The following is a 21,942-nucleotide window of genomic DNA, read 5'->3' on the forward strand; positions in this document are numbered from 1 at the left end:
GGGCCACTATAGCATTGAAGGTTTGGCCGTAGGCGAGAAAAGTTGTAAGAACGGTAGCAAACCGGTAGCCAGCCCGGAAGCCAAGCGCGCTTACTGGGCGAAGCTGCCGGCGAACTGGTAGCGGTGGCCGGGATGCCACATGGTGGCGATCGACGCCACCTGGCCGCCGGAGCGGGTCTGGCGCTTGAGCACCAGGCAGGCCTGTTTGGTGTCGATGGCCAGCATTTCGGCGATGTCGCGCGGCGCCGCCAGCGCTTCGATGCTGTAGGTGGCGCCTTGCAGCGGCGCGGCCTGCATCAGGTATTCGTTGGGGGTGATGGCGGTGTAGTCCTGTTCCATATAGTCGGGCGCGCACAGCGGGTTGGCCCAGCGGTCCTCGACCTGGATCGGCACGCCGTTTTCGAAATGCACGATCACCGAGTGGAACAGCGGATGGCCGGCCGGCAGGTCGAACTGCTTGGCCATCAGCTCGCTGGCCTTGACGCGCTCGAGCTGCTGCAGGCTGCTGCGGTGGGCGTGGCCGCGCGCGCGGATCTCGTCGGCGATGGATTTGATCTCCAGCAGCGTGGCCTGGTACTTCTGTTGCGCGACGTAGGTGCCGGAACCCTGGCGGCGGGTCAGGATCTGGTCGGCGGTGAGCTCGCGCACGGCGCGGTTGACGGTCATGCGGGAGACGCCGAACTGCTTGACCAGCGCCTGTTCGGACGGGATCACGTCGCCTTCCTTCCAGATGCCGGCGGCGATCTGGGCCACCAGGTAGTCCTTGATGCGCTGGAAAATCGGGGTGGTGTCTTGCAGGGCTGGTTCGTCGTCCAAACGGCTTCTCCGTGGGTGCGCCTCACTGGCGGCAGACGGACATTTTAGCATCGCGAGCTTGCCTGCTGAACATCTTTTGTAGCCGGCGTACAATCTCCAATTCAAAAGCAAGAGCCGGAGTGTGTCGCTGCGGGGCGCTGGATAAGATGGCTGCATACCTTATCCGATCATGGAGTCTGAAATGGGCAAGACAGCAAACAAACTGGCAAACAAACTCGCCGAGCAGACCGCCTACCAGGGCGAGGACTTGCGCTGGGCCGCCGTGCAGCAGCGCGACGGCGGCGCCGACGACGTGTTCTGGTACTCGGTGCGCAGCACCGGCGTGTACTGCCGGCCGTCGTGCGGCGCGCGGCCGGCGCTGCGCAAGAACGTGGCGTTCTACGACAGCCGCGAGGCGGCCGAGCAGGCCGGCTTCCGTCCCTGCATGCGCTGCAAGCCGGAACAGCCGCCGCTGGCCGAGCGCCAGGCCGCCGTGGTGGCGCGCGCCTGCCGCCTGATCGACGAGGCCGACGCCGAGACGGCGCTCGACCTGGACAGCCTGGCGACGGCGGTGGGCGTGAGCCGTTTTCACTTCCATCGCATGTTCAAGGCCGTGACGGGGATCACGCCCAAGGCCTACGCCAACGCCCAGCGCGCCCGCCGCATGCAGGCCGGGCTGGCGCAGCAGGCCACGGTGACGGATGCGATGTATGCGGCCGGCTTCAATTCCAGCGGGCGGTTTTATGCGCAGTCGCCGGCGGTGCTGGGCATGACGCCGACCGCCTTCCGCGCCGGCGGGCGTGGCGCGCAGATACGCTTCGCCATCGGCGCCTGTTCGCTGGGCGCGATCCTGGTGGCCAGCACGGAGCAGGGCATCTGCGCGATCCTGATGGATGACGATCCCGATGTGCTGGTGCGCGATCTGCAGGACCGTTTTCCCAAGGCGGAGCTGATCGGCGCCGAGCCGGAGTTCGAACAGGTGGTGTCGCGCGTGGTGGGCCTGGTGGAGCGGCCGGAGCTCGGCCTCGACCTGCCGTTGGATGTGCGCGGCACGGCCTTCCAGCAGCGCGTGTGGCAGGTGCTGCGCGGGATACCGGCCGGGCGCACCGTCAGCTATGCGGAACTGGCGCAGCTGGTGGGCTCGCCGAATGGCGCGCGGGCGGTGGCGGGGGCCTGTGCGGCGAATGCGCTGGCGGTGGCGATACCGTGCCACCGCGTGGTGCGCAACGATGGTTCGATTTCCGGCTACCGCTGGGGCGTGGACCGCAAGGCCGCGCTGCTGGACCGGGAGGCGAAGCAATGAAGAACGGCGAATTCGATTTCGGCGGCGGCGCGGCCGAGCGCAAGCCGCGCAAGACGCCGCCGGTGTGGCGGGGCTGGACTGGCAATCCATCGCGGACGAGCTCAATGCCCACGGCTACGCCATCGTGCCCGGCATGCTGACCGCCGACGAATGCATCGCCATGGCCGCGCAATATGGGCAGGCGTCGCTGTACCGCAGCCGGGTGGTGATGTCGCAGCACGGCTTCGGCAGCGGCGAGTACCAGTACTTCCGTTACCCGCTGCCGTCGATGATCGCCGCGCTGCGGCAGTCGCTGTATGGCCCGCTGGCCGATATCGCCAACCGCTGGCACGAGGCGATGGACATGGAGGCGCGCTTCCCGGCCGACCATGCCGACTTCCTGGCGCGCTGCCACGCCGCCGGCCAGCAGCGTCCGACGCCGCTGATGCTGCAGTACGGCCCCGGCGACTACAACTGCCTGCACCAGGATTTATACGGCGACCATGTGTTCCCGCTGCAGGCCGCGATTCTGCTGAGCCAACCGGGCAAGGACTTCGAAGGCGGGGAGTTCGTGCTGACCGAGCAGCGCCCGCGCATGCAGTCGCGGGTGGAGGTGGTGCCGCTCAAGCGCGGCGACATGGTGATCTTCCCCGTCAACCACCGCCCGGCGCAGGGGACGCGCGGGGTCTACCGGGTCAGCATGCGGCATGGCGTGAGCCGGCTGCGCGCCGGCTCACGCCACACGCTGGGACTGATCTTTCACGACGCAGCCTGAACGCTCTTCTGCGTTTGATACAGGCGGGCGTAGATGCCGTGCTGCGCCAGCAGCGCGTCGTGGCTGCCCACTTCGGCGATGCGGCCGCCGTCCAGCACCACGATGCGGTCGGCGTTTTCGATGGTCGACAGGCGGTGCGCGATGACCACCGTCGTGCGGCCCTGCATCAACACTTCCAATGCCGCCTGCACCAGGCGTTCCGATTCCGTATCCAGCGCGCTGGTCGCTTCGTCCAGGATCAGGATGGGCGCGTTCTTGTACAGCGCGCGCGCGATCGCCAGGCGCTGGCGCTGGCCGCCCGACAGCCGCAAGCCATTCTCTCCGACCGAGGTGTTGTAGCCGTCGGCCTGGCGTTCGATGAATTCGTGCGCGTGCGCGGCGCGGGCCGCCGCTTCGATGCGCTGCATCGACGGCTCCGGATCGCCGTAAGCGATGTTGGCGGCCAGCGTGTCGTTGAACAGCACCACATCCTGGCTGACCAGCGCGATCTGCTGACGCAATGAGGCCATGGTGTAGTCGCGCAGGTCGACGCCATCGAGCTTGATGCTGCCCGAGCTGACATCGTAGAAGCGCGGCAGCAGGCCTGCCAGTGTGGTCTTGCCGCTGCCCGAGCTGCCGACCAGGGCCACCGTCTCGCCGGCGGCGATGTCCAGCGACACGCGGTCCAGCGCCGGCCTGGCGTCGGCATCGGCGCTGTAGTGGAAGCTCACGTCCTCCAGCGCCAGGCGGCCTACGGCGCGCTCCACCTTGCGGGTACCGGTATCGGCTTCGGCTTCGGTGTCGATCAGGCCGAACACGGATTCGGCGGCGGCCAGACCGCGTTGCATCGGTTCGTTAATCTTGGTCAGGTTCTTGATCGGCGACTGCATCGCCATCAGCGACGACATGAAGGCCACGAAGGCGCCTGGCGTCAATGCGCCGGCCTGTGCGCGCAGCAGCGCGAAGTAGATCACCGACGACAGTGTGATCCCGATCAGCAGCATGATGATGCCGGAGTTGAGCGCCGACGTCGCCGCGTGCTTGACCGCCAGCTGGCGATTGAGCTTGACCACGCCGTCGAAGCGCGCCTGTTCGTACTTCTGGCCGCCGAAGATCTTCACCACGCGCTGGCCGCTGATGCTCTCGTCGAGCACATTGGTCAGGTAGCCCATGGCGGCCTGCGCGCTCTTGCTCAGGTGGCGCATGCGGCGGCCGGCGAAGGTGACGATGATGGCCACCATCGGCAGCAGGCCAAGGCAGAACAGGGCCAGTTGCCAGTCGACGATGAACAGCGTCGCCAGGTAGCCGATGGCGGCGACCGAGTCGCGCACCGCCACGTTGACCACGGTGAGGACGGCCTGCGCCACCTGGGCGGCGTCGAAGGCCACGCGCGACAGCGTGGTGCCGGTGGAGGACTGGTCGAAAAAGCCGTTCGGCAGGCGCATGATGCGGGCGAACATCACCTCGCGCAGATTGGCCTGCACCCGGCTGCTCAGCCACGCGGCGCCGTATTCGGCGGCAAAACTGGAAAACATGCGCATCACGGCCAGCCCGAAGATCACCGCCGGTATCGACCACAGCGCGGCGTTGGCCGGATCGTTGGGCAGCATCTGGCGCAGCCATTCCTGCACTTCGGCCAGCAGGCCGGCGGCCGGGCGCGCGCCGCCCAGGGTGTGCGACGGCGCCAGCGCGTCGACCACGTTTTGCAGCTGGCGTATCAATAAAACGTCGGCGGCGGCGGCCAGGCCGACCGCCAACAGGGTGGCGAACCCGATCCAGGCGTAGGGGCTGAATTGTTTAAGCAGGCGGAAATAGAGGGATCGGCTGGACACGGATGTGGTTAGAGAGCGGCGAATGCGCCATTGTACCTAGAGTTTGATTGACCCCGGCTCAAAGTTCGCTACACTCTGTTACTTGCTTCTGAATGGAGAGTATTGATGCGCGCACCCCTGTTTTCGCCCGCTCCGCTGGCCGCAGCCGTCAGCCTGGCCTTGTCCGCCGTTTTGCCATCGGCGCAGGCCGACACCATCATCGACCATGCCAACGGCTATACGCTGAACGCGGCGGGTACCTTGCAGCGCTTCACATCGCTGGCGTTCGATGACCTGGGCCGCATCGTCGCGGTGGGCAGCGAACGGGAAACGGCCGCCCGGCTGCCGAAGGCGGAGCACATCGATGTGCAGGGCAAAACCCTGCTGCCTGGCCTGATCGACGCCCACGGCCACGTGTTCGAACTGGGCGAGATCGCTTCCGGCGTGGAGCTGTTCAGCGCCACGTCCCTGGGCGGCGCGGTGCGGGCGGTGGGGGAATTCAGCCGGTCGCACCCGAAAAACGCCTGGATCCGGGGCTTCGGCTGGAACCAGGAAGTGTGGAAGCTGGGCCGTTTTCCGACAGCCGCCGAGCTGGATGCGGTGGTGGGCGACCGTCCGGTGTTGCTGAGCCGCGTCGACGGCCATGCGGTCTGGGTCAACACCAAGGCGCTGGAAATGGCCGGCATCGACAGGAACACGCCGGATCCGAAGGGCGGCAAGATCGAGCGCGACGCCGCCGGCAAGCCTAGCGGCGTGCTGGTGGACGCCGCCATGGAGCTGGTCAACAAGGTGGTGCCGCTGCCGACGCCGAACGAGGCGCGCGGCATGCTGGATCACGCGCTGGCCGTCTTGTCCAAGGCCGGCCTGACCAGCGTGCACGACGCCGGCATCCGGGTGGTGCAGGACGACCTGTATCGCGACTACGCCGACCACGGCAAGCTGACCACGCGCGTCTACGCGATGATCGGCGACACGGCGGCCGATTTCGACGAGCTGTCCAAGGAGGGGCCGCTCAAGTCCTACGCCAACGACGTGTACGCGCTGGCCGCCGTCAAGCTGTACTCGGACGGCGCGCTGGGCAGCCGTGGCGCGGCCTTGCTGGCGCCGTATTCCGACATGCCGTCGACCAAGGGGCTGCTGTTCTATCCGAGCGCGGAGATGCAGGCCAAGATGAACAAGGCCATGAAGGCCGGCTACCAGGTCAATGTGCACGCCATCGGCGACGCGGGCAACCGGCAGATCCTGGACGCCTACGCGCAGCTGATCCCCAAGTACAACAACGTCGAACTGCGGCACCGCATCGAGCATGCGCAGGTGGTGGCGCTGGAGGACATCCCGCGCTTCAAGGCGCTGGGCATCGTGCCGTCGATGCAGCCGACGCATGCGACTTCGGACCAGAACATGGCCGAGCAGCGCGTCGGGCATGAGCGCATCAAGGGCGCGTATGCGTGGCGGACCTTCCTGGACCAGGGCTCGCGCATCGCCTGCGGCTCGGACTTCCCGGTGGAGTCGCCGAATCCGTTCGAGGGCTTGCATGCGGCGGTCACGCGGCAGAACAACGCCGGCGTGCCGGCGGGCGGCTGGTACAAGAACCAGGCGATGACGCTGACCGAGGCCTTCCGCTGCTTCACGCTGGACGCGGCGTATGCGGCGCATCAGGAAAACGTCATCGGCACGCTGGAGCCGGGCAAGTGGGCCGATTTCATCCTGATCGACCGCGACCTGTTCAAGGTGCCGGCCGAGCAGATCGGCAAGACGCAGGTGTTGCAGACCTGGATGGGTGGCAAGCGGGTGTATAAAAAAGACAAACGGCCGGATTAACCGTCGGCGTGTTGCTTAAGCCATTGCTGGCCCGCCGGGGTCAAGCGGTATCGCTGTTTGCTGCTGCGGGGTTTGTCTGGGAACTTCATCTGCACGAGCCCCGCTTGTATGGCGGGTAGTAAATAGGCTATGCGGAAATGGTCGTCATCCTTCAGTCCTAGCGCTTGCTGTAGTTCCAGTCGTGGCCATTCGCCTATCAGCAGCTTGATCAGGCGTCCGACTTCCGGGGTGACTTCCGGGGTGGCGGACTGATCAATGGGCCATTGAGCCAGTTTGTGAACCGGCAGCCTGACCAGACACCCGCTGCGATCGTCGTCGGTGTCAAACTGCGGCGGTGGCGAACCATTTGCTGACATGGCTTTTAAGATTTTGGGGACGCCGGTGGAGCGCCCCTCGGTCAGGCCAAGTTCCTTCAGGAACTCTCCGATGCGCCGGTTCCGGTAGCGGTGACAAGTAGCATGTCCGGCTATCCAGTCCGCTAGTTTTATCGACCGGTCGGGTCCTGGGTAGCTTAGTACCAGTATTTCATCACGCATGATGCGTACTTCTATCGGCTCCCTGTCCTGATAAGAGCGATGATAGACCGCATTGACCACCGCTTCTTCTATGGCCGGGTAAGGGAAATTCCATACACGGGTCGCTTCGGCGCGATCAGGATGTTTCAGGACAGTTTGGTGCAAATAATTGCGCTCGATGTAGCCCAAGGCCTCGCGGGTAATTCGTGCCAAGGGCCCCTTGAATATCTTTTCATCGAAGTGATCTCCGCCTGGACCATCCTGGAACCAGACCACATCGATTTGCGTGTACGGAAAGAACCGGTCTGGCGTCTCGCTAAAGAACATCAGGCCGACGTTCTTGGGCCAAGGACATTCGCTCGGGCCGTCCACCACATTCATCTGGCGTCCCAGTTCTTCGATGGAGAGCCGGTCCGCGTAGTCCGCCAGCGCGCTGCCCACTTCCTGAAGATAGGCCAGCATCAACGGTTTGGAGAGGTCGCTGACCTTCGCCTGCTGTGCGATCCGGTCGTCGAACGGCACGTTGGCGGTCAGGTTCAGCAGCTCCTGCTCGCATTCGCCGCGTAGGCCGGCCCTCGCCATCGCAATCCTGTCCGATGATGATGTAGCCACCACCGAGATTTTCGAAGTCGTTAGCGAAGGCGCAGAGAGCGCGGATAATTGCATCCGGGTTCCATGCCGCTTTGTACTCGATGCGTTCCCTTTCCACTGTGCGATGGCGCAACAGATTCTGCAGGTTGATCGGCAAGGCAACCATATCGAAGCTCCCGGTGAGCATGCGCCGGCGTATGCTGGCAAGATATCAAGAGCTGATGACATATTTGACAAGCTCAGGGACGTTAGGTTCCCTCAGGCCGCTTAAAAACTGATTGACTTGGTTGTATATACAACTTATCCTTTGAGGATGCGCTGGCTGCGCGTGCATGGTTGCGCCCGTGGCCGGTCCCACTCACTCAGGAGCAGGAGCCACCATGACGACCCATTTAGACAGCGATCCACGTTTTGACGCCAGCCGCGAAATCCGCGCCCCGCGCGGACCCGAGCGCACCTGTAAAAACTGGGGCGCCGAGGCGGCCTACCGCATGATCCAGAATAATCTGGACAAGGAAGTGGCGGAAAACCCGAAACACCTGGTGGTATACGGCGGCATCGGCCGCGCCGCCCGCAACTGGGAATGCTACGACCAGATCCTGGCCTCGCTGCGCGAGCTGGAAGACAATCAAACCCTGCTGATCCAGTCCGGCAAACCGGTCGGCGTGTTCCAGACCCACGAAGACGCACCGCGCGTGCTGATCGCCAATTCCAACCTGGTGCCGAAATGGGCCAACTGGGAACACTTCAATGAACTGGACCGCAAAGGCCTGTTCATGTACGGCCAGATGACGGCCGGCTCGTGGATCTACATCGGCACCCAGGGCATCGTGCAGGGCACCTTCGAAACCTTCGCCGAAGCGGGCCGCCAGCATTTCGGCGGCGACCTCAAAGGCCGCTGGGTGCTGACCGCGGGCCTGGGCGGCATGGGCGGCGCGCAGCCGCTGGCCGCGACCATGGCCGGCGCCGTGTCGCTGACCATCGAGTGCCAGCAGAGCAGCATCGACTTCCGCCTGCGCACCCGCTACCTGGACAAGCAGGCCGCCAGCATCGACGAGGCGCTGGAACTGATCAAACTGCACAAGGCCAATGGCGACGCCATTTCCATCGGCCTGCTGGGCAACGCGGCCGACGTGCTGCCGGAGCTGGTGCGCCGCGCCAAGGCCGGCGGCATCGTTCCTGATGTCGTCACCGACCAGACCTCGGCGCATGACCTGATCAACGGCTACCTGCCGCAAGGCTGGTCGGTCGACCAGTGGAAGACCGCGCAGCACGACGCCGCGCAGCACGAGGCGTTGAAGGCCGCCGCCACCGCATCGTGCGCGGTGCACGTGCAGGCGATGCTGGACTTCCAGGCGCTGGGCGCCAAGGTGGTCGACTACGGCAACAACATCCGCCAGGTGGCCTTCGACCACGGCGTCAAGAACGCCTTCGATTTCCCGGGCTTCGTGCCGGCCTATATCCGCCCGCAGTTCTGCGAAGGCCGCGGCCCGTTCCGCTGGGTGGCGCTGTCCGGCGATCCGGAAGACATCTACAAGACCGACGCCAAGATCAAGGAGCTGTTCCCGCACCACGCCAACGTGCACCGCTGGCTGGACATGGCGCGCGAGCGCATCGCCTTCCAGGGCCTGCCGGCGCGTATCTGCTGGCTGGGCCTGGGCGAACGCCACATCGCCGGCCTGGCCTTCAACGAGATGGTGCGCAACGGCGAGCTGAAGGCGCCTGTCGTCATCGGCCGCGACCACCTGGACACCGGCTCCGTCGCCAGCCCTAACCGCGAAACCGAAAGCATGAAGGACGGCACCGACGCCGTCTCCGACTGGCCGCTGCTGAACGCGCTGCTCAACACCGCCGGCGGCGCGACCTGGGTGTCGCTGCACCACGGCGGCGGCGTGGGCATGGGCTATTCGCAGCACTCCGGCGTGGTGATCGTTGCCGACGGCACCGACGCCGCCGCCAAGCGCCTGGCGCGCGTGCTGGTCAACGACAGCGGTTCGGGCGTGATGCGTCACGCCGATGCGGGATACGAGACTGCGGTCGCCTGCGCCAAGCGCAACGGCCTCAATCTCCCTATGATCAAGTAAATCAGAGAAAACCTATGAAACCAAATGCACTGACCCTGAAACCGGGCGCGATGACCCTGACCGAACTGCGCGCCGTGTGGAGCGCCGCCGGCCCGCTGTCGCTGGCCGCCGAAGCCTATCCCGTGATCGAAGCATCGGCCGCCGCCGTGCGCGCCATCGTCGCCAAGGGCGACGCCGCCTACGGCATCAACACCGGTTTCGGCCTGCTGGCCAAGACCCGCATCCCGGACGAGAAGCTGGAACAGCTGCAGCGCAACCTGATCCTGTCGCACTCGGTCGGCACCGGCGAGCTGCTGTCGGACGCGGTCTGCCGCCTGATCCTGCTGATGAAGATCGGCAGCCTGGCGCGCGGCTACTCGGGCGTGCGTCCGCTGATCATCGACACGCTGATCGCGCTGTACAACGCCGGCATCATGCCTGCCATTCCGGCCAAGGGTTCGGTCGGCGCCTCGGGCGACCTGGCGCCGCTGTCGCACATGACGCTGGCGATGCTGGGCGTGGGCGAAGTGCGCGTCAACGGTGAGCTGATGCAGGCCGCCGACGCGCTGAAGGCGGCCAACATCGCACCGGTGGTGCTGGCCGCGAAAGAAGGCCTGGCGCTGATCAACGGCACCCAGGTGTCGACCGCGCTGGCGCTGCATGGCCTGTTCATGGCCGAGCGCCTGCTGGAAGCGGGCATGGTGTCCGGCGCGCTGTCGCTGGACGCGGCCAAGGGTTCCGATTCGCCGTTCGACGCCCGCGTGCACGAAGTGCGCGGCCAGCCGGGCCAGATCGCCGCCGCCTCCATCTATCGCCAACTGGTCAGCAACAGCGCGATCCGCGCCTCGCACCTGGTCGGCGACGAACGCGTGCAAGACCCGTACTGCCTGCGCTGCCAGCCGCAAGTCATGGGCGCCTGCTGGGACATCATCAACAACGCCTCGCGCACGCTGCTGATCGAAGCCAACGCCGTCACCGACAATCCGCTGCTGTTCAAGGACGGCGAGCTGTCGGTAGTGGTCTCGGGCGGTAACTTCCACGCCGAGCCGGTGGCCTTCGCCGCCGACACGCTGGCGCTGGCGATCGCCGAAATCGGCGCGATCTCCGAACGCCGCATCGCGCTGCTGATCGACGCCACCTTGTCCGGCCTGCCGCCGTTCCTGGTGCGCGATCCGGGCGTGAACTCGGGCTTCATGATCGCCCACGTGACCGCCGCCGCGCTGGCGTCGGAGAACAAGTCGCTGGCCCATCCTGGCAGCGTCGATTCGATCCCGACTTCGGCCAACCAGGAAGACCACGTCAGCATGGCGACCTACGCGGCGCGCCGCCTGGACGACATGGCGCACAACACCGCCGTCATCGTCGGCATCGAGCTGCTGGCTGCTGCGCAGGGCATCGACTTCCACCGTCCGCTGAAAACCTCGCCGCACCTGGAGCATGTGCATGCGCAGCTGCGCCAGAAGGTGCCGTTCTTCGACGCCGACCGCTTCTTCGCGCCGGACATCGAGGCAGCCAAGGGCATGGTCATGCGCGGCGAGTTGAGCGCGTCGTGCAAGAGCCTGTTCACGCCGCTGCACCCGTAAGAGGAGGCGTCATGGACTATCAGTTCAAAGCAGGCAGTATTCCCTTGCTGGTGTCCATGCCGCACGTGGGCACCGATATACCCGACGACGTGGCGGCGGCGATGACGCCGGCCGCCGTCGACAAGCAGGACACGGACTGGCACCTGGTGCGCCTGTACGAGTTCCTGGGCGAGATGGGCGCGTCGACCTTGTCGGCACGCTGGTCGCGCTACGTCATCGACTTGAATCGTCCGCCGGAGAACACCAACCTGTATCCGGGCCAGGACACGACGGGCCTGTGCCCGGTCGACACCTTCCACCGCGAGCCGCTGTACCGCGAAGGCCATACGCCCAGCGAGGCCGAGGTGCAGCGCCGCCTGGCCGCCTACTGGAAGCCGTATCACGACCAGCTGCGCGCCGAGCTGGATCGCCTGCTGGCGCTGCACGGCCGCGTGGTGCTGTGGGATGCGCATTCGATCGCGTCGGTGGTGCCGCGCTTCTTCGAAGGCAAGCTGCCGGACCTGAACTTCGGCACGGCCGACGGCAAGAGCTGCGCGCCGGGCCTGAGCGACGCCATCGTGGCGCGCGCGCTGGCGCAGGACCGGTTCAGCGTGGCCGTCAACGGCCGCTTCAAGGGCGGGCACATCACCCGCCACTACGGCCAGCCGGCCAACAACGTGCATTCGATCCAGCTGGAGATGTGCCAGTCCACGTATATGGATGAGGAGGCGCCGTACGGCTACCGCGAGGACCGCGCACAGCAGGTACAAGGCGTGTTGAAGCAAATGACGCAGGCCGCGGCCGATTGGGGGCGCGCATGAACCGCCTGTTCGCGCGCAACGCGCTGCTGCCCGAGGGCTGGCGCAAGGATGTGCTGATCGAGTGGGACGCCAACGGCACCATCGTCCGCGCCGAGGCCGGGGCGGCGTTGCCGTCCGGCGAACAGGTGGTGGCGCAGATCGTCGAGTACGCGCTGCCGGGCATGATCAACCTGCATTCGCACAGTTTCCAGCGGGCGCTTGGCGGCCGCACGGAAAAGGCCGGCGACGCGGTTGGCAACCTCAAGGACAGCTTCTGGACCTGGCGCGACCTGATGTACCGCTTCGCGCGCAACATCACGCCCGAGCACATCGAAGCCATCGCGGCCCAGCTGTTTTCCGAATGCCTGCGCCATGGCTACACGTCGATGTGCGAGTTCCACTACGTGCAGCGGGCGCCGGACGGCGCCATGTATCCGCGCCCGGCGGAAACGGCGGAGCGTGTCATCGCCGCCGCACGTTTGGCGGGAATCGGCATCACCATGCTGCCAGTGTTGTATAGTTATTCCGGCTTCGGCGAAAGCGCCTTGAAGCCGGAGCAGAAGCGCTTCAAGACCGATCCGCAAGATGTGCTGCGGGTGATCGAGGCGCTGGAGCCGCTGCGCGACGCGCAGACCGAGGTGGGCGTGGCGCCGCATTCGCTGCGCGCGGCGTCGGTGGCGCAGATTAACGAGGTGTTGTTGACGTTGCCGGGCGACCGTCCGGTGCACATCCACATCGCCGAGCAGAAGCAGGAAGTGCAGCAGTCGCTGGACTGGAGCGGACGCCGCCCGGTGCAATGGCTGCTGGACCAGGTGGACGTGAACGAACGCTGGTGCCTGGTCCACGCCACGCATCTGATGCGCGACGAGGTGGACCTGATGGCGCAGAGCGGCGCCGTGGCGGGCCTGTGCCCGACCACGGAAGCCAACCTGGGCGACGGCCTGTTCCCGCTGGAGGATTTCCTGGCGGCGGGCGGACGGTTCGGCATCGGCAGCGACAGCCATATTTCGCAGAGCGCGGTGGAAGAGCTGCGCTGGCTGGAATACGGCCAGCGCCTGCAACACCAGCGCCGCAATATCGCGGTGTCGGCGGAGCAGCGCAACGTCGGCGACTTCCTGTGGCAGGGCGCCTTGCAGGGCGGGGCGCAGGCCAGCGGACGGCCGGTGGGCGCGCTGGCGCCGGGCCGCCGCGCCGATGTGATCGTGCTGGACGACCAGCACCCGAATCTGTATGGCTTGGCGCTGGACGAGGTACTCGGCAGCTTCGTCTTCTGCGGCAACGACAATCTGGTCAAGGACGTCATGGTCGGCGGCCGGTGGGTAGTACGCAATCAGCAGCACGTTGCGCAGCAGGCGATCGCTGCGCGCTTCAAGCAGACCTTGGCCGAACTGAGGGAGTTCCGATGACCCAGCTAATCCAGTATGCAAGCCTGCGGCCCGCGCCGTGGAAAAACGGCGGCGGCAGCACGACGGAAATCGCCGTCTCGCCTTCCGGCTCCGGCTTCGATGAATTCGACTGGCGCGTCAGCCTGGCGACCATCTCGCAAAGCGGCCCGTTTTCCTCCTTCCCCGGCATAGACCGTTCGCTGGCGCTGGTGGCCGGCGACGGCGTGCTGCTGGACTTCGGCGAAGAGCGATTCGTGCTCAGCCCCAGCGAGCCGCTGATCGAATTCGACGGCGAGGCGGCGGTGCACGCCACCGTCACCGGCGGCCTGACCACCGACTTCAATGTGATGACGCGGCGCGGCCGCTGCCGCCACCGGCTGGAGCCGCTGGTGGTGCGCGGCACCGAGCCGCTCAAGCGACGCGGCGGCACCACGCTGCTGTTCCTGGCCGACGGCGAGAGCCTGACGCTGAGCAGTGCGCGCGAACGCATCGCCATGGTGCGCTACGACGTGCTGGTGATGGAGGCCGAGGAAGAGTGGTCGATGGAGACCCAGCAGGCGACGGTGTTCGTGGTCGATATCATCAATAACTAATTCGAAAGTTCCAAGCATGTGGGATGTGTTGTTTACGAACGTGCATCTGGCCACGATGGCCGATGGCTACGGTGAGATCCGCGATGCCGCCATCGCCGTCAAGGACGGGCGGATCGCCTGGCTGGGGCCCAGGGCCGAGATGCCGCAGGGCGCATTGGCCGTCACCGTGCACGATGGCGGCGGCTGCTGGCTGACGCCGGGCCTGATCGACTGCCACACCCACATCGTCCACGCCGGCAACCGCAGCGACGAATTCGAGGCGCGCCTCAACGGCGCCACCTACGAGGATATCTCGCGGGCCGGCGGCGGCATCATGTCCACCGTGCGCGCCACCCGCGCCGCCTCGGAGGACGAGCTGCTGCGCCAAAGCCTGCCGCGCGTATGCAGCCTGCTGGCCGAGGGAGTGACCACGCTGGAGATCAAGTCCGGCTACGGCCTGACGCTGGAATCGGAAGCGAACATGCTGCGCGTGGCGCGCCGCATCGGCCGCGAACTGCCGGTCAGCGTCGCCACCACCTTCCTCGGTGCGCATGCGCTGCCGCCGGAGTTCGCGGGCCGCGCCGACGACTACATCGCCGAAGTCTGCGCGATGATCGCGCCGCTGGCCGCCGAAGGCCTGGTCGACGCCGTGGACGCCTTCTGCGAACGCATCGGCTTCTCGCACGACCAGACGGAGCGCGTGTTCCAGGCTGCGCGCGAGCATGGCCTGCCGGTCAAGCTGCACGCGGAGCAGTTGTCCGACCAGCGCGGCGCCGAGCTGGTGGCGCGCTACCAGGGTTTGTCCGCAGACCACCTGGAACACCTGAGCGAAGCCGGCATCGCCGCGATGGCGGCCGCCGGCACGGCGGCGGTGCTGCTGCCGGGCGCCTACTACTTCCTGCGCGACACCACGCCGCCGCCGGTCGCCGCGATGCGCGCAGCCGGCGTGCCGATGGCGGTGGCCACCGACTGCAATCCCGGCACCTCGCCGATGACGTCCCTGCTGCTGGCGATGAATATGGCCTGCACGCTGTGGCGCCTGACGCCATTGGAGGCGCTGGCCGGCTGCACGCTGCACGCCGCCCGCGCGCTGGGGCGCGACCGGCAGGTCGGCAGCCTGGAAGTGGGCAAGCGCGCCGACTTCGCGCTGTGGCGCATCGCCCGTCCGGCCGACCTGTCCTATGCCATCGGCCTCAATCCGTGCCGGGGCGTGGTCAATGCAGGGGTGTTGCGTTCGCCGCAGGTTTAGAGTACGGCCTCGGGAAATTCTGTTTCGTTAGTTATTGTTTCGGTTACAGTACCGGGATGCCTCTTCTAACGTAACAGGATATCCATGTTTGTCTTGAATTCCCTCCGCGCCGCCGTCTTGCTGACGCTCGGCGCGCAGGCGCTGGCCCAGGAGCCGGTGCCGCCCACCCCCGTCCCGCATGCACCGGAAGCGCCGGTGGCCGCCGCCGCTCCGGCGCAGCCGCCCGCCACGCCGACGCCGGCCGCCGCTCCCGCCGCCGCACCTCGCCCCTTCGCCGAAGTGGTGCGCGGCGCCGCCCATTTGCAGGGCTTTTTGAACCTCTACCAGAAAGAAGAAAAAGTCTGGATCGAGCTGCGCCCCGACCAGTTCGACCGTCCTGTCTTCATGACCGTGAACATACCGAACGGGATAGGCGAGCGTGGCATCTACGGCAGCCAGATGGGCCGCAGCGAGGTGGTGGTGTTCCACCGCATCGGCAACCTGGTGCAGATGATCGCCAAGAACACGGAGTACGGCGCCAAGGCCGGTACGCCGCAGGCGCTGGCGGTGTCGCAGGCGTACTCCGACAGCCTGCTGGCGATCGCCCCGGTGGCCAGCAGCCCGAATCCGCAGAATCACGGCATCCTGGTCGAGGCCAATATCCTGCTGTTCGGCGATATCCCGAGCTTTACCACCCGACTGGAATCGGCCTTCCGCTTGCAGTATGCGATGGATGCGCGCAACAGCAGCTTCCAGACCATCCGTTCCGACGAGGCCATGACTGGCTTCCAGGTCAACGCCCACTTCTTCGTGCCGCGCATCGCCGCGCCGCCGCTGGTGGCGCCGACCACGCCGGTGCCGGTCCCCAGCCCGCCGACCACGCTGCCGGACCCGCGCAGCATGTTCCTCGGTTTCTACTACAGCTTCATGCCGTTGCCCGCGCAGCCCATGCATGGCCGGCCTGCGGATGACCGCGTCGGCCACTTCGTCAACACCACGCACGACTACTCGGACGATGTGACGCCGACCACGGCGCAGCATGTGATCCAGCGCTGGCGCCTGGAGAAGCAGGATCCGGCGCAGGCGCTGTCGGAACCCAAGCAGCCCATCGTCTACTGGCTCGACGCGAACATCCCCGAGAAGTACCGCGAGTCGGTGAAGCAGGGCGTGCTGGCCTGGAACGCGGCGTTCGAACGCATCGGCTTCAGGAACGCCATCGTGGTCAAGCAGCAGACCGAGAAGGACCGCTTCGATACGATGGATGCGCGCCATGCGTCGGTGCGCTGGTTCCTCGGCAGCGATGTCGGCTTCGCCATCGGCCCGCGCCAGGTCGATCCGCGCAGCGGCGAGATCCTCGATGCGGACATCGGCATGTCCGACGTGTTCGCGCGCGGCGCGCGCCGCCTGATCGGCGAGGACGGCATGTCCATGCAGGAGCCGTTGGCGCTGCCGGGCCAGGAGGCGCGCTGCGATTACATGCAGGAGTCGGCGTCCGAGATGGGCTTCGCCATGGGCCTGCTGGAGGCGCGCGGCGAACTGGAAATGGGCAGCCCGGAAGCGGACGCGCTGGCGCAAGCCTATGTGCGCTCGGTGGTGATGCACGAGATCGGCCACACGCTGGGCCTGCGCCACAACTTCCGCTCGTCGACCATCTACAGCCTGAAGCAGTTGCAGGATCCCGAGTTCACGAAGAAGAACGGCCTGGCCGGATCGGTCATGGACTACACGCCGTTCAACCTGTCGCTCAAGGGCGAGAAGCAGGGCGAGTACGTGGCGTCGACGCTGGGCCCCTACGATTACTGGGCCATCGAGTACGCCTACAAGCCGATCGAACCGGCGCGGGAGAAGGAAGAGCTGGCGAAGATCGCCGCGCGCTCCAACGAGCCGCTGCTGGCCTTCGGCACCGACCAGGATGCGGGCGGTTTCAATTCCGACCCCGATGTGAACGTGTTCGATCTGGGCAGCGATCCGCTGGCCTACTTCCAGCGCCGCCTGACGATCTCGCGCGAGCTGTGGGACCGTCTGCAAAACCGCACGCTGAAGCCGGGCGAAAGCTACGAGTCGCTACGCCGCAGTTTCGACTACGGCTTCCAGCAGTTTGCGCGCACCATGCCGGTGGTGGTCAAGTACGTGGGTGGTGTGACCTATCTGCGCGACCACGCCGGCACCGGCCGCGCCACCTTCACGCCGGTGCCGCTGACGCGCCAGCGCGCCGCCTTGCAGATGCTGACCTCAAGCCTGTTCAAGTCGGACAGCTTCCAGTTCACGCCGGCGATGATCAGCCGCCTGGGCTCGGATCATTTCGAGCCGCACGGACGGGCCGACGTGTCGGTGGGCGGCCGCGTGCTGTTCTTGCAAGCCGCAGCGCTGGATCAGCTGATGTCGGATGCGGTGGCGGTGCGCCTGCTCGATTCGCAGGAGAAGCTGGACGACCGCAAGCAGGCGCTCAGCCTCGACGAGTTGTACACCTCCGTGCAGGACGCGGTGTGGAGCGAGCTGAAAACCGGCAAGGACATCAACGGAATGCGCCGCAATCTGCAGCGCGAGCATTTGAAGCGCATCACCGCTGTCCTGCTGCGCTCCTCGGCCACCACGCCGGCCGATGCGCGCAGCCTGCAACGCGAGAATGCGCTGGCGCTGCAACGCGATATCCGCGGCGCGATGGCGAACGCATTGGGCAAGCCCGTGAGCCGCGAGGCCAAGGCCCACCTGTCGGAATCGTACGAAACCCTCAGCCAGGCCTTGAAGGCGTCCATGCTGCGCGCAGGCGCTTGATGGTAAGCTCTCCGGATTGATCATCATTCCGGAGAGCTTGTGCAAGGACGATTGCTAGTTATTTTTCTGGCGCTGTGGTTCGGCGGCGCGGCATGCGCCGCCCCGGGCGACACGCTGCACGTGGGCTCCAAGCGCTTCACCGAATCCTACATCCTGGGGGAGGTGCTGGCGCAGACGGCATCGCCCCACGCGAAGGCCGAGCACCTGCAAGGACTGGGCAATACCGCCATCGTCCTGGCGGCCCTGCAGGCCGGCCGCATCGACGTCTATCCCGAATACCTCGGCACCATCGACCTGGAGATCCTCAAGCACCGGCAGGCCGCGCCGCTGGAGCAGATCCGCCGCGAGCTGGCGCCCATGGGGCTGGGCGTGGCGGTGCCGCTGGGCTTCAACAACACGTATGCGCTGGCGATGCGCGGCGATCAGGACGGCCTGAAAAAGCTCAGCGAGCTGGTTACGCAGCCGCGCCTGCGTTTCGGCCTGTCGCATGAATTCATCGGCCGCGCCGACGGCTGGCCGGGCCTGGCCAAGCGCTACGGCCTGCCGCAGCAGCCGGAAGGCCTGGACCACGGCATCGCCTACGAGGCCTTGATGCAGCGCCAGGTCGACGTGATCGACATCTACTCCACCGACGCCAAGATCCGCCAGTACGGCCTGCGCGTGCTGGAGGACGACCGCGCCTACTTCCCGCGCTACGACGCGGTGCTGCTGTACCGCCTCGATGCGGCCGAGCGCTTCCCGGCCGCGTGGAAGGCGATCACGCAGCTGGAAGGCCGCATCAGCGCGGCCGACATGATCGCGATGAACGCGGCGGCCGAAATCGACGGCCAGAATTTCGCCAACGTGGCGCGCGACTGGCTGGCGGCGCACAAGCCGTTGGCGAGCGGCGCTCCGCCGACGGCGGCAAGCGCGGCGCCCGCCGCCGCGCCGGTGCGCGACGGCCTGCGGGCCAAGCTGTTCGACAAGAACCTGTGGCCGCAGACGCGCCAGCATCTGACGCTGGTGCTGGTGGCGGTGCTGCTGGCGTGCGCGATCGGCATTCCGCTGGGCGTGCTGGCGGCGGCCTTGCCGCGCCTGCGGCAGGTGGTGCTGGGATTGGCGGGCGTGCTGCAGACCGTGCCGTCGCTGGCCTTGCTGGCGCTGCTGATACCCTTGCTGGGCATGATAGGCACGGTGCCGGCGCTGGTGGCGTTGCTGGTGTATGCGCTGCTGCCCATCGTGCGCAACACCTGCACCGGCTTGCTGCAAGTGCCGTCCGGCCTGCGGCTGGCGGCGCTGGCGCTGGGCTTGCGGCCCTGGCAGCGGCTGCTGCATGTGGAGTTGCCGCTGGCCTTGCCGGTGATACTGGCGGGGGTGAAGACGGCGGCGGTGATGAGCGTGGGGACGGCGACGATAGCCGCCTTCATCGGCGCCGGCGGCTACGGCGAGCGCATCACCATCGGCCTGGCGTTGAACGATAACGATATGCTGCTGGCCGGTGCGATACCGGCTGCGGTGCTGGCGCTGCTGACGCAGGCGGCGTTCGAACTGCTGGAGCGGCTGGCCGGCCGGGGCCGGGCCGCCTCACAGCGAGTTTAGTTTGGAGCGCAGCAGCACCACTTCCTTGTGCAGCACGCGCTCGGCGTGGAAGTCGTTCTCGCGCTGGGCGGCGATGGCTTCCAGCGCCCGCGTATAGCGCTCCAGCCGCGCGCGCAGCCAGGCTTTGTAAAGGGCGGTGACAAGGGGCGGCAAGTTGATCATGATGGTCTCCAGCGGGCGGGTATCGACAATCATTGTGCAAGCCGGATCGTGCCGCACCTTGAGCGGTATCAAGCCCCTTGGGACATATGCGTCAATGCGTCGCCGGCAACGCGGCAGATGCGCCATTCCGGCAGCAGCGAGGCGCCCATGCTTTCGTACAGCTTGATGGCGTTGCTGTTCCAGTCCAGCACCGACCATTCGAAGCGGCCGCAGTCGCGCTCCACCGCCAGCTGGGCCAGCGCCACCAGCATCTGCTTGCCGTAGCCCTTGCCGCGGCGGCTCTGCTTGACGTACAAGTCCTCCAGGTACAGGCCCTTCTTGCACAGGAAGGTGGAGAAGTTGTGGAAGAACAGCGCGAAGGTGACGACTTCGCCATCCACCTCGCCGACCAGCGCTTCGCACACCGGCCGCTCGCAGAACAGGCTGTCGCGCAGCATGGCTTCGTTGGCGACCACCAGGTGTTCCAGTTTTTCAAACACGGCCAGTTCGACAATCATGCTGAAGATGGCGGCGGCGTCGGCCGGCTGGGCCGGGCGTATGGTCAGGTCGGAATGGCTCATCAGGCTTCTACGATGCTTTCTGTGGTGGTGGTTTTGGGGGTATCGCTGCGCAGCGCCCAGGCGACGCTGGACAGGCACAATATCATGCCGGCCCATTCCGTCGGGCCGGGGCGGTAGTGTTCCAGCTGGATCGACAGCAGCACGGAAATGACGGGCGTGACCACGCCGATGTACACGGCCTTGTGCGAACCGATGCGGTGGATCAGCGTGAAGTAGGCGGCGAAGGCGATCACCGAGCCGAACAGCGACAGGTACAGCAGGCCGCCCCAGTAGGGCAGGCCGGCCGGCATGGTGAAGCGCTGGCCGCTGGCCATGACCCACAGCGCCACCAGCAGGGTGCCCCACAGCATGGACCAGGCCATGGTCAGCAGCACGTTGGACGATTGTTCGCGCACCTTGATGACGACGACGTTGCCGATCGAGCTGGCGATGGTGGCGGTCAAGGCGAGCGCCAGGCCGAGCAGAAATTGACCGTTCTGGCCGCTGCCGCCGGACAGGATCTCGCTCCAGGCGTCGCGGATGGCATGGAAGAACAGCAGCGTGACGCCGCAGATGGCGGCCACGCCGGCGCTCCAGGTGCGCCAGCTGATCGGCGTGCCGAAGGCGATGCGGTTGAGGATGGGGTTCCAGAACACCATCAGCGCGAACAGCACGGCGACCAGGCCGGAGACCAGGTACTGCTCGGAGCTGTAGGTGCAGATGTAGCTGAGGCCGAAGGTGGCGGCGCCCTGCAGGAACATCCAGCGCTGGGTGCGCCAGGGCATCAGCAGCTGGTCGCCGCGCGCCAGGCACCAGGCGAACAAGACCGCCGCCGACAGGCCGAAGCGGTAGACCACCGAAACGGCGGGCGCAACCTCGCCCAGCTGCAGCGTGATGGCGAAAAAGGTCGAGCCCCAGATCAGACAGGCGGCGATGAACAGGAGTGGAGAGGGCATCGAACGAGTATAACTGCCCCTGCCGATTCTTGCTGGAGAGTCACCTTTTTGTTGCGGCGCAACAGGCGCAACATTAATTTGTTTCCGTTGCGTAAATTTTGAGCAATTTGTTGAAAATGCAAGTATGATGGAATGACACATCATTCAAGGGAGAGCGGCATGAGTACCGCGCTGCAGATCAAGGTCGTCAGCTTGTTGGGCTATGTCGCGGTGAGCACCGCGCTGGTGCTATTGCTGGCCGACGAAGAGATGCAGGGCGCCGCCCAGACCCTGTTCGCCTTCGCCGGCTTCCACTAGTAAGCCAGCTTCAGGCGGCGATACAGAAAGCCCAGCACGAACAGCGGTCCGATCAGCAGGAAGCGCAGGTCGTCGAAGAAGGACGGTTTCTTGCCCTCGATCTTGTGGCCGATGAACTGGCCTATCCACGCCAGCACGAAGATCGCCAGCGACAGCGGCAGGATGGCCTTGTCCGGCAGCGCCGCCAGCAGGGCCAGCATCAGCGTGGTCATCATCAGCATGCCCACCGCGAACGGCTTCGACAGCTGGAAGTAATAGACCAGCGAGGCCAGCGTCACCGCCACCGCCAGCAGCGGATGCGCGGCCCACAGCAGCCCCAGCAGCGTGAACACGATGATGGGCACGCAGATGAAGTGGATGATTTCATTGGTGGGGTTGAGATGGCTCTCGCTGTACTGGGCCAGCAAGGTATCGATGGTGCGCGGTTGCGACATGGGTGTCTCCTGTTTTTATTGT

19 protein-coding genes are annotated in these 21,942 nt (G+C 66.1%); 12 read left to right on the forward strand and 7 right to left on the reverse strand.

Features of this window, described 5'->3' with window-relative positions:
* Nucleotides 1-90 precede the first annotated feature (90 nt).
* Nucleotides 91-867 (reverse strand): histidine utilization repressor, encoded by a 777-nt coding sequence (hutC, locus tag DUGA2_RS28945; RefSeq protein ID WP_071658994.1) that lies wholly within the window; start codon nucleotides 865-867, stop codon nucleotides 91-93.
* A 130-nt stretch (nucleotides 868-997) separates the two neighbouring features.
* Here hutC and ada point away from each other — a divergent pair, with 130 nt between their 5' ends.
* Together ada and DUGA2_RS28955 are read left to right on the forward strand one after the other, a co-directional pair.
* A complete protein-coding gene (ada, locus tag DUGA2_RS28950) occupies nucleotides 998-2,098 on the forward strand; it encodes a bifunctional DNA-binding transcriptional regulator/O6-methylguanine-DNA methyltransferase Ada (RefSeq protein ID WP_168167837.1) in 1,101 nt (366 codons plus the stop codon).
* Complete coding sequence (locus DUGA2_RS28955) at nucleotides 1,980-2,852, forward strand: 2OG-Fe(II) oxygenase (protein WP_373994856.1); 873 nt, start codon at nucleotides 1,980-1,982, stop codon at nucleotides 2,850-2,852. The genes ada and DUGA2_RS28955 overlap by 119 nt, the downstream gene beginning before the upstream one ends.
* Here the strand turns inward: DUGA2_RS28955 and msbA are convergent.
* Nucleotides 2,837-4,663: a lipid A export permease/ATP-binding protein MsbA gene (msbA, locus tag DUGA2_RS28960; RefSeq protein ID WP_083296526.1), complete on the reverse strand. Its 1,827-nt coding sequence runs from the start codon at nucleotides 4,661-4,663 to the stop codon at nucleotides 2,837-2,839. The genes DUGA2_RS28955 and msbA overlap by 16 nt on opposite strands.
* Before the next feature lie 105 nt (nucleotides 4,664-4,768).
* On the opposite strand from msbA, the gene DUGA2_RS28965 reads away from it, so the two are divergent.
* Entirely contained in the window at nucleotides 4,769-6,463 is a 1,695-nt protein-coding gene (locus DUGA2_RS28965) for an amidohydrolase (RefSeq protein ID WP_070272818.1), read from the forward strand.
* On the opposite strand, the gene DUGA2_RS28970 is transcribed toward DUGA2_RS28965, so the two are convergent.
* Complete coding sequence (locus tag DUGA2_RS28970; RefSeq protein ID WP_210402604.1) at nucleotides 6,460-7,644, reverse strand: Fic family protein; 1,185 nt, start codon at nucleotides 7,642-7,644, stop codon at nucleotides 6,460-6,462. The two genes, DUGA2_RS28965 and DUGA2_RS28970, sit on opposite strands and share 4 nt — an antisense overlap.
* Nucleotides 7,645-7,949: 305 nt before the next feature.
* Between DUGA2_RS28970 and hutU the strand changes: the two genes are divergently transcribed.
* The 8 genes from hutU to DUGA2_RS29010 all read left to right on the forward strand — a co-directional run bounded on the left by hutU (nucleotide 7,950) and on the right by DUGA2_RS29010 (nucleotide 19,532).
* Entirely contained in the window at nucleotides 7,950-9,653 is a 1,704-nt protein-coding gene (gene hutU / locus DUGA2_RS28975) for a urocanate hydratase (protein WP_070272819.1), read from the forward strand.
* Nucleotides 9,654-9,667: 14 nt separating this feature from the next.
* Nucleotides 9,668-11,215, forward strand: a complete 1,548-nt coding sequence (gene hutH / locus DUGA2_RS28980) for a histidine ammonia-lyase (RefSeq protein ID WP_070272820.1) — start codon at nucleotides 9,668-9,670, stop codon at nucleotides 11,213-11,215.
* Between the two features lie 11 nt (nucleotides 11,216-11,226).
* Entirely contained in the window at nucleotides 11,227-12,015 is a 789-nt protein-coding gene (hutG, locus tag DUGA2_RS28985; protein ID WP_070272821.1) for an N-formylglutamate deformylase, read from the forward strand.
* On the forward strand, nucleotides 12,012-13,400 hold the full coding sequence (locus DUGA2_RS28990) for a formimidoylglutamate deiminase (RefSeq protein WP_070272822.1): 1,389 nt from the start codon (nucleotides 12,012-12,014) through the stop codon (nucleotides 13,398-13,400). Before hutG ends, DUGA2_RS28990 begins: the two co-directional genes overlap by 4 nt.
* Complete coding sequence (locus DUGA2_RS28995) at nucleotides 13,397-13,972, forward strand: HutD family protein (RefSeq protein ID WP_070272823.1); 576 nt, start codon at nucleotides 13,397-13,399, stop codon at nucleotides 13,970-13,972. The genes DUGA2_RS28990 and DUGA2_RS28995 overlap by 4 nt, the downstream gene beginning before the upstream one ends.
* Nucleotides 13,973-13,988: 16 nt before the next feature.
* Entirely contained in the window at nucleotides 13,989-15,200 is a 1,212-nt protein-coding gene (gene hutI, locus DUGA2_RS29000; protein ID WP_070272824.1) for an imidazolonepropionase, read from the forward strand.
* 84 nt (nucleotides 15,201-15,284) lie between these two features.
* On the forward strand, nucleotides 15,285-17,954 hold the full coding sequence (locus DUGA2_RS29005; RefSeq protein ID WP_070272825.1) for a zinc-dependent metalloprotease: 2,670 nt from the start codon (nucleotides 15,285-15,287) through the stop codon (nucleotides 17,952-17,954).
* 51 nt (nucleotides 17,955-18,005) lie between these two features.
* Nucleotides 18,006-19,532 carry a glycine betaine ABC transporter substrate-binding protein gene (locus DUGA2_RS29010; RefSeq protein WP_373994857.1) on the forward strand — a complete coding sequence of 509 codons (1,527 nt, stop codon included), beginning with the start codon at nucleotides 18,006-18,008 and terminating at the stop codon, nucleotides 19,530-19,532.
* Here the strand turns inward: DUGA2_RS29010 and DUGA2_RS29015 are convergent.
* From DUGA2_RS29015 to DUGA2_RS29025, 3 genes are read right to left on the reverse strand one after another with little or no spacing between them, the layout of a single operon-like run.
* Complete coding sequence (locus DUGA2_RS29015) at nucleotides 19,518-19,727, reverse strand: hypothetical protein (RefSeq protein ID WP_070272826.1); 210 nt, start codon at nucleotides 19,725-19,727, stop codon at nucleotides 19,518-19,520. The two genes, DUGA2_RS29010 and DUGA2_RS29015, sit on opposite strands and share 15 nt — an antisense overlap.
* Nucleotides 19,728-19,762: 35 nt before the next feature.
* Nucleotides 19,763-20,254, reverse strand: coding sequence for a GNAT family N-acetyltransferase (locus DUGA2_RS29020; protein WP_070272827.1), 492 nt, complete (start codon nucleotides 20,252-20,254; stop codon nucleotides 19,763-19,765).
* Entirely contained in the window at nucleotides 20,254-21,189 is a 936-nt protein-coding gene (locus tag DUGA2_RS29025; RefSeq protein WP_070272828.1) for a DMT family transporter, read from the reverse strand. The genes DUGA2_RS29020 and DUGA2_RS29025 overlap by 1 nt, the downstream gene beginning before the upstream one ends.
* A gap of 159 nt (nucleotides 21,190-21,348) precedes the next feature.
* Between DUGA2_RS29025 and DUGA2_RS34130 the strand changes: the two genes are divergently transcribed.
* On the forward strand, nucleotides 21,349-21,486 hold the full coding sequence (locus tag DUGA2_RS34130; RefSeq protein WP_168167456.1) for a hypothetical protein: 138 nt from the start codon (nucleotides 21,349-21,351) through the stop codon (nucleotides 21,484-21,486).
* On the opposite strand, the gene DUGA2_RS29030 is transcribed toward DUGA2_RS34130, so the two are convergent.
* A complete protein-coding gene (locus DUGA2_RS29030) occupies nucleotides 21,483-21,920 on the reverse strand; it encodes a DUF962 domain-containing protein (RefSeq protein ID WP_070272829.1) in 438 nt (145 codons plus the stop codon). The two genes, DUGA2_RS34130 and DUGA2_RS29030, sit on opposite strands and share 4 nt — an antisense overlap.
* Between the last annotated feature and the right edge of the window lie 22 nt (nucleotides 21,921-21,942).

Origin of the sequence: Duganella sp. HH101 (assembly GCF_001758795.1) — a bacterium.
In the GTDB taxonomy this organism is placed as follows: domain Bacteria; phylum Pseudomonadota; class Gammaproteobacteria; order Burkholderiales; family Burkholderiaceae_D; genus Rugamonas; species Rugamonas rivuli.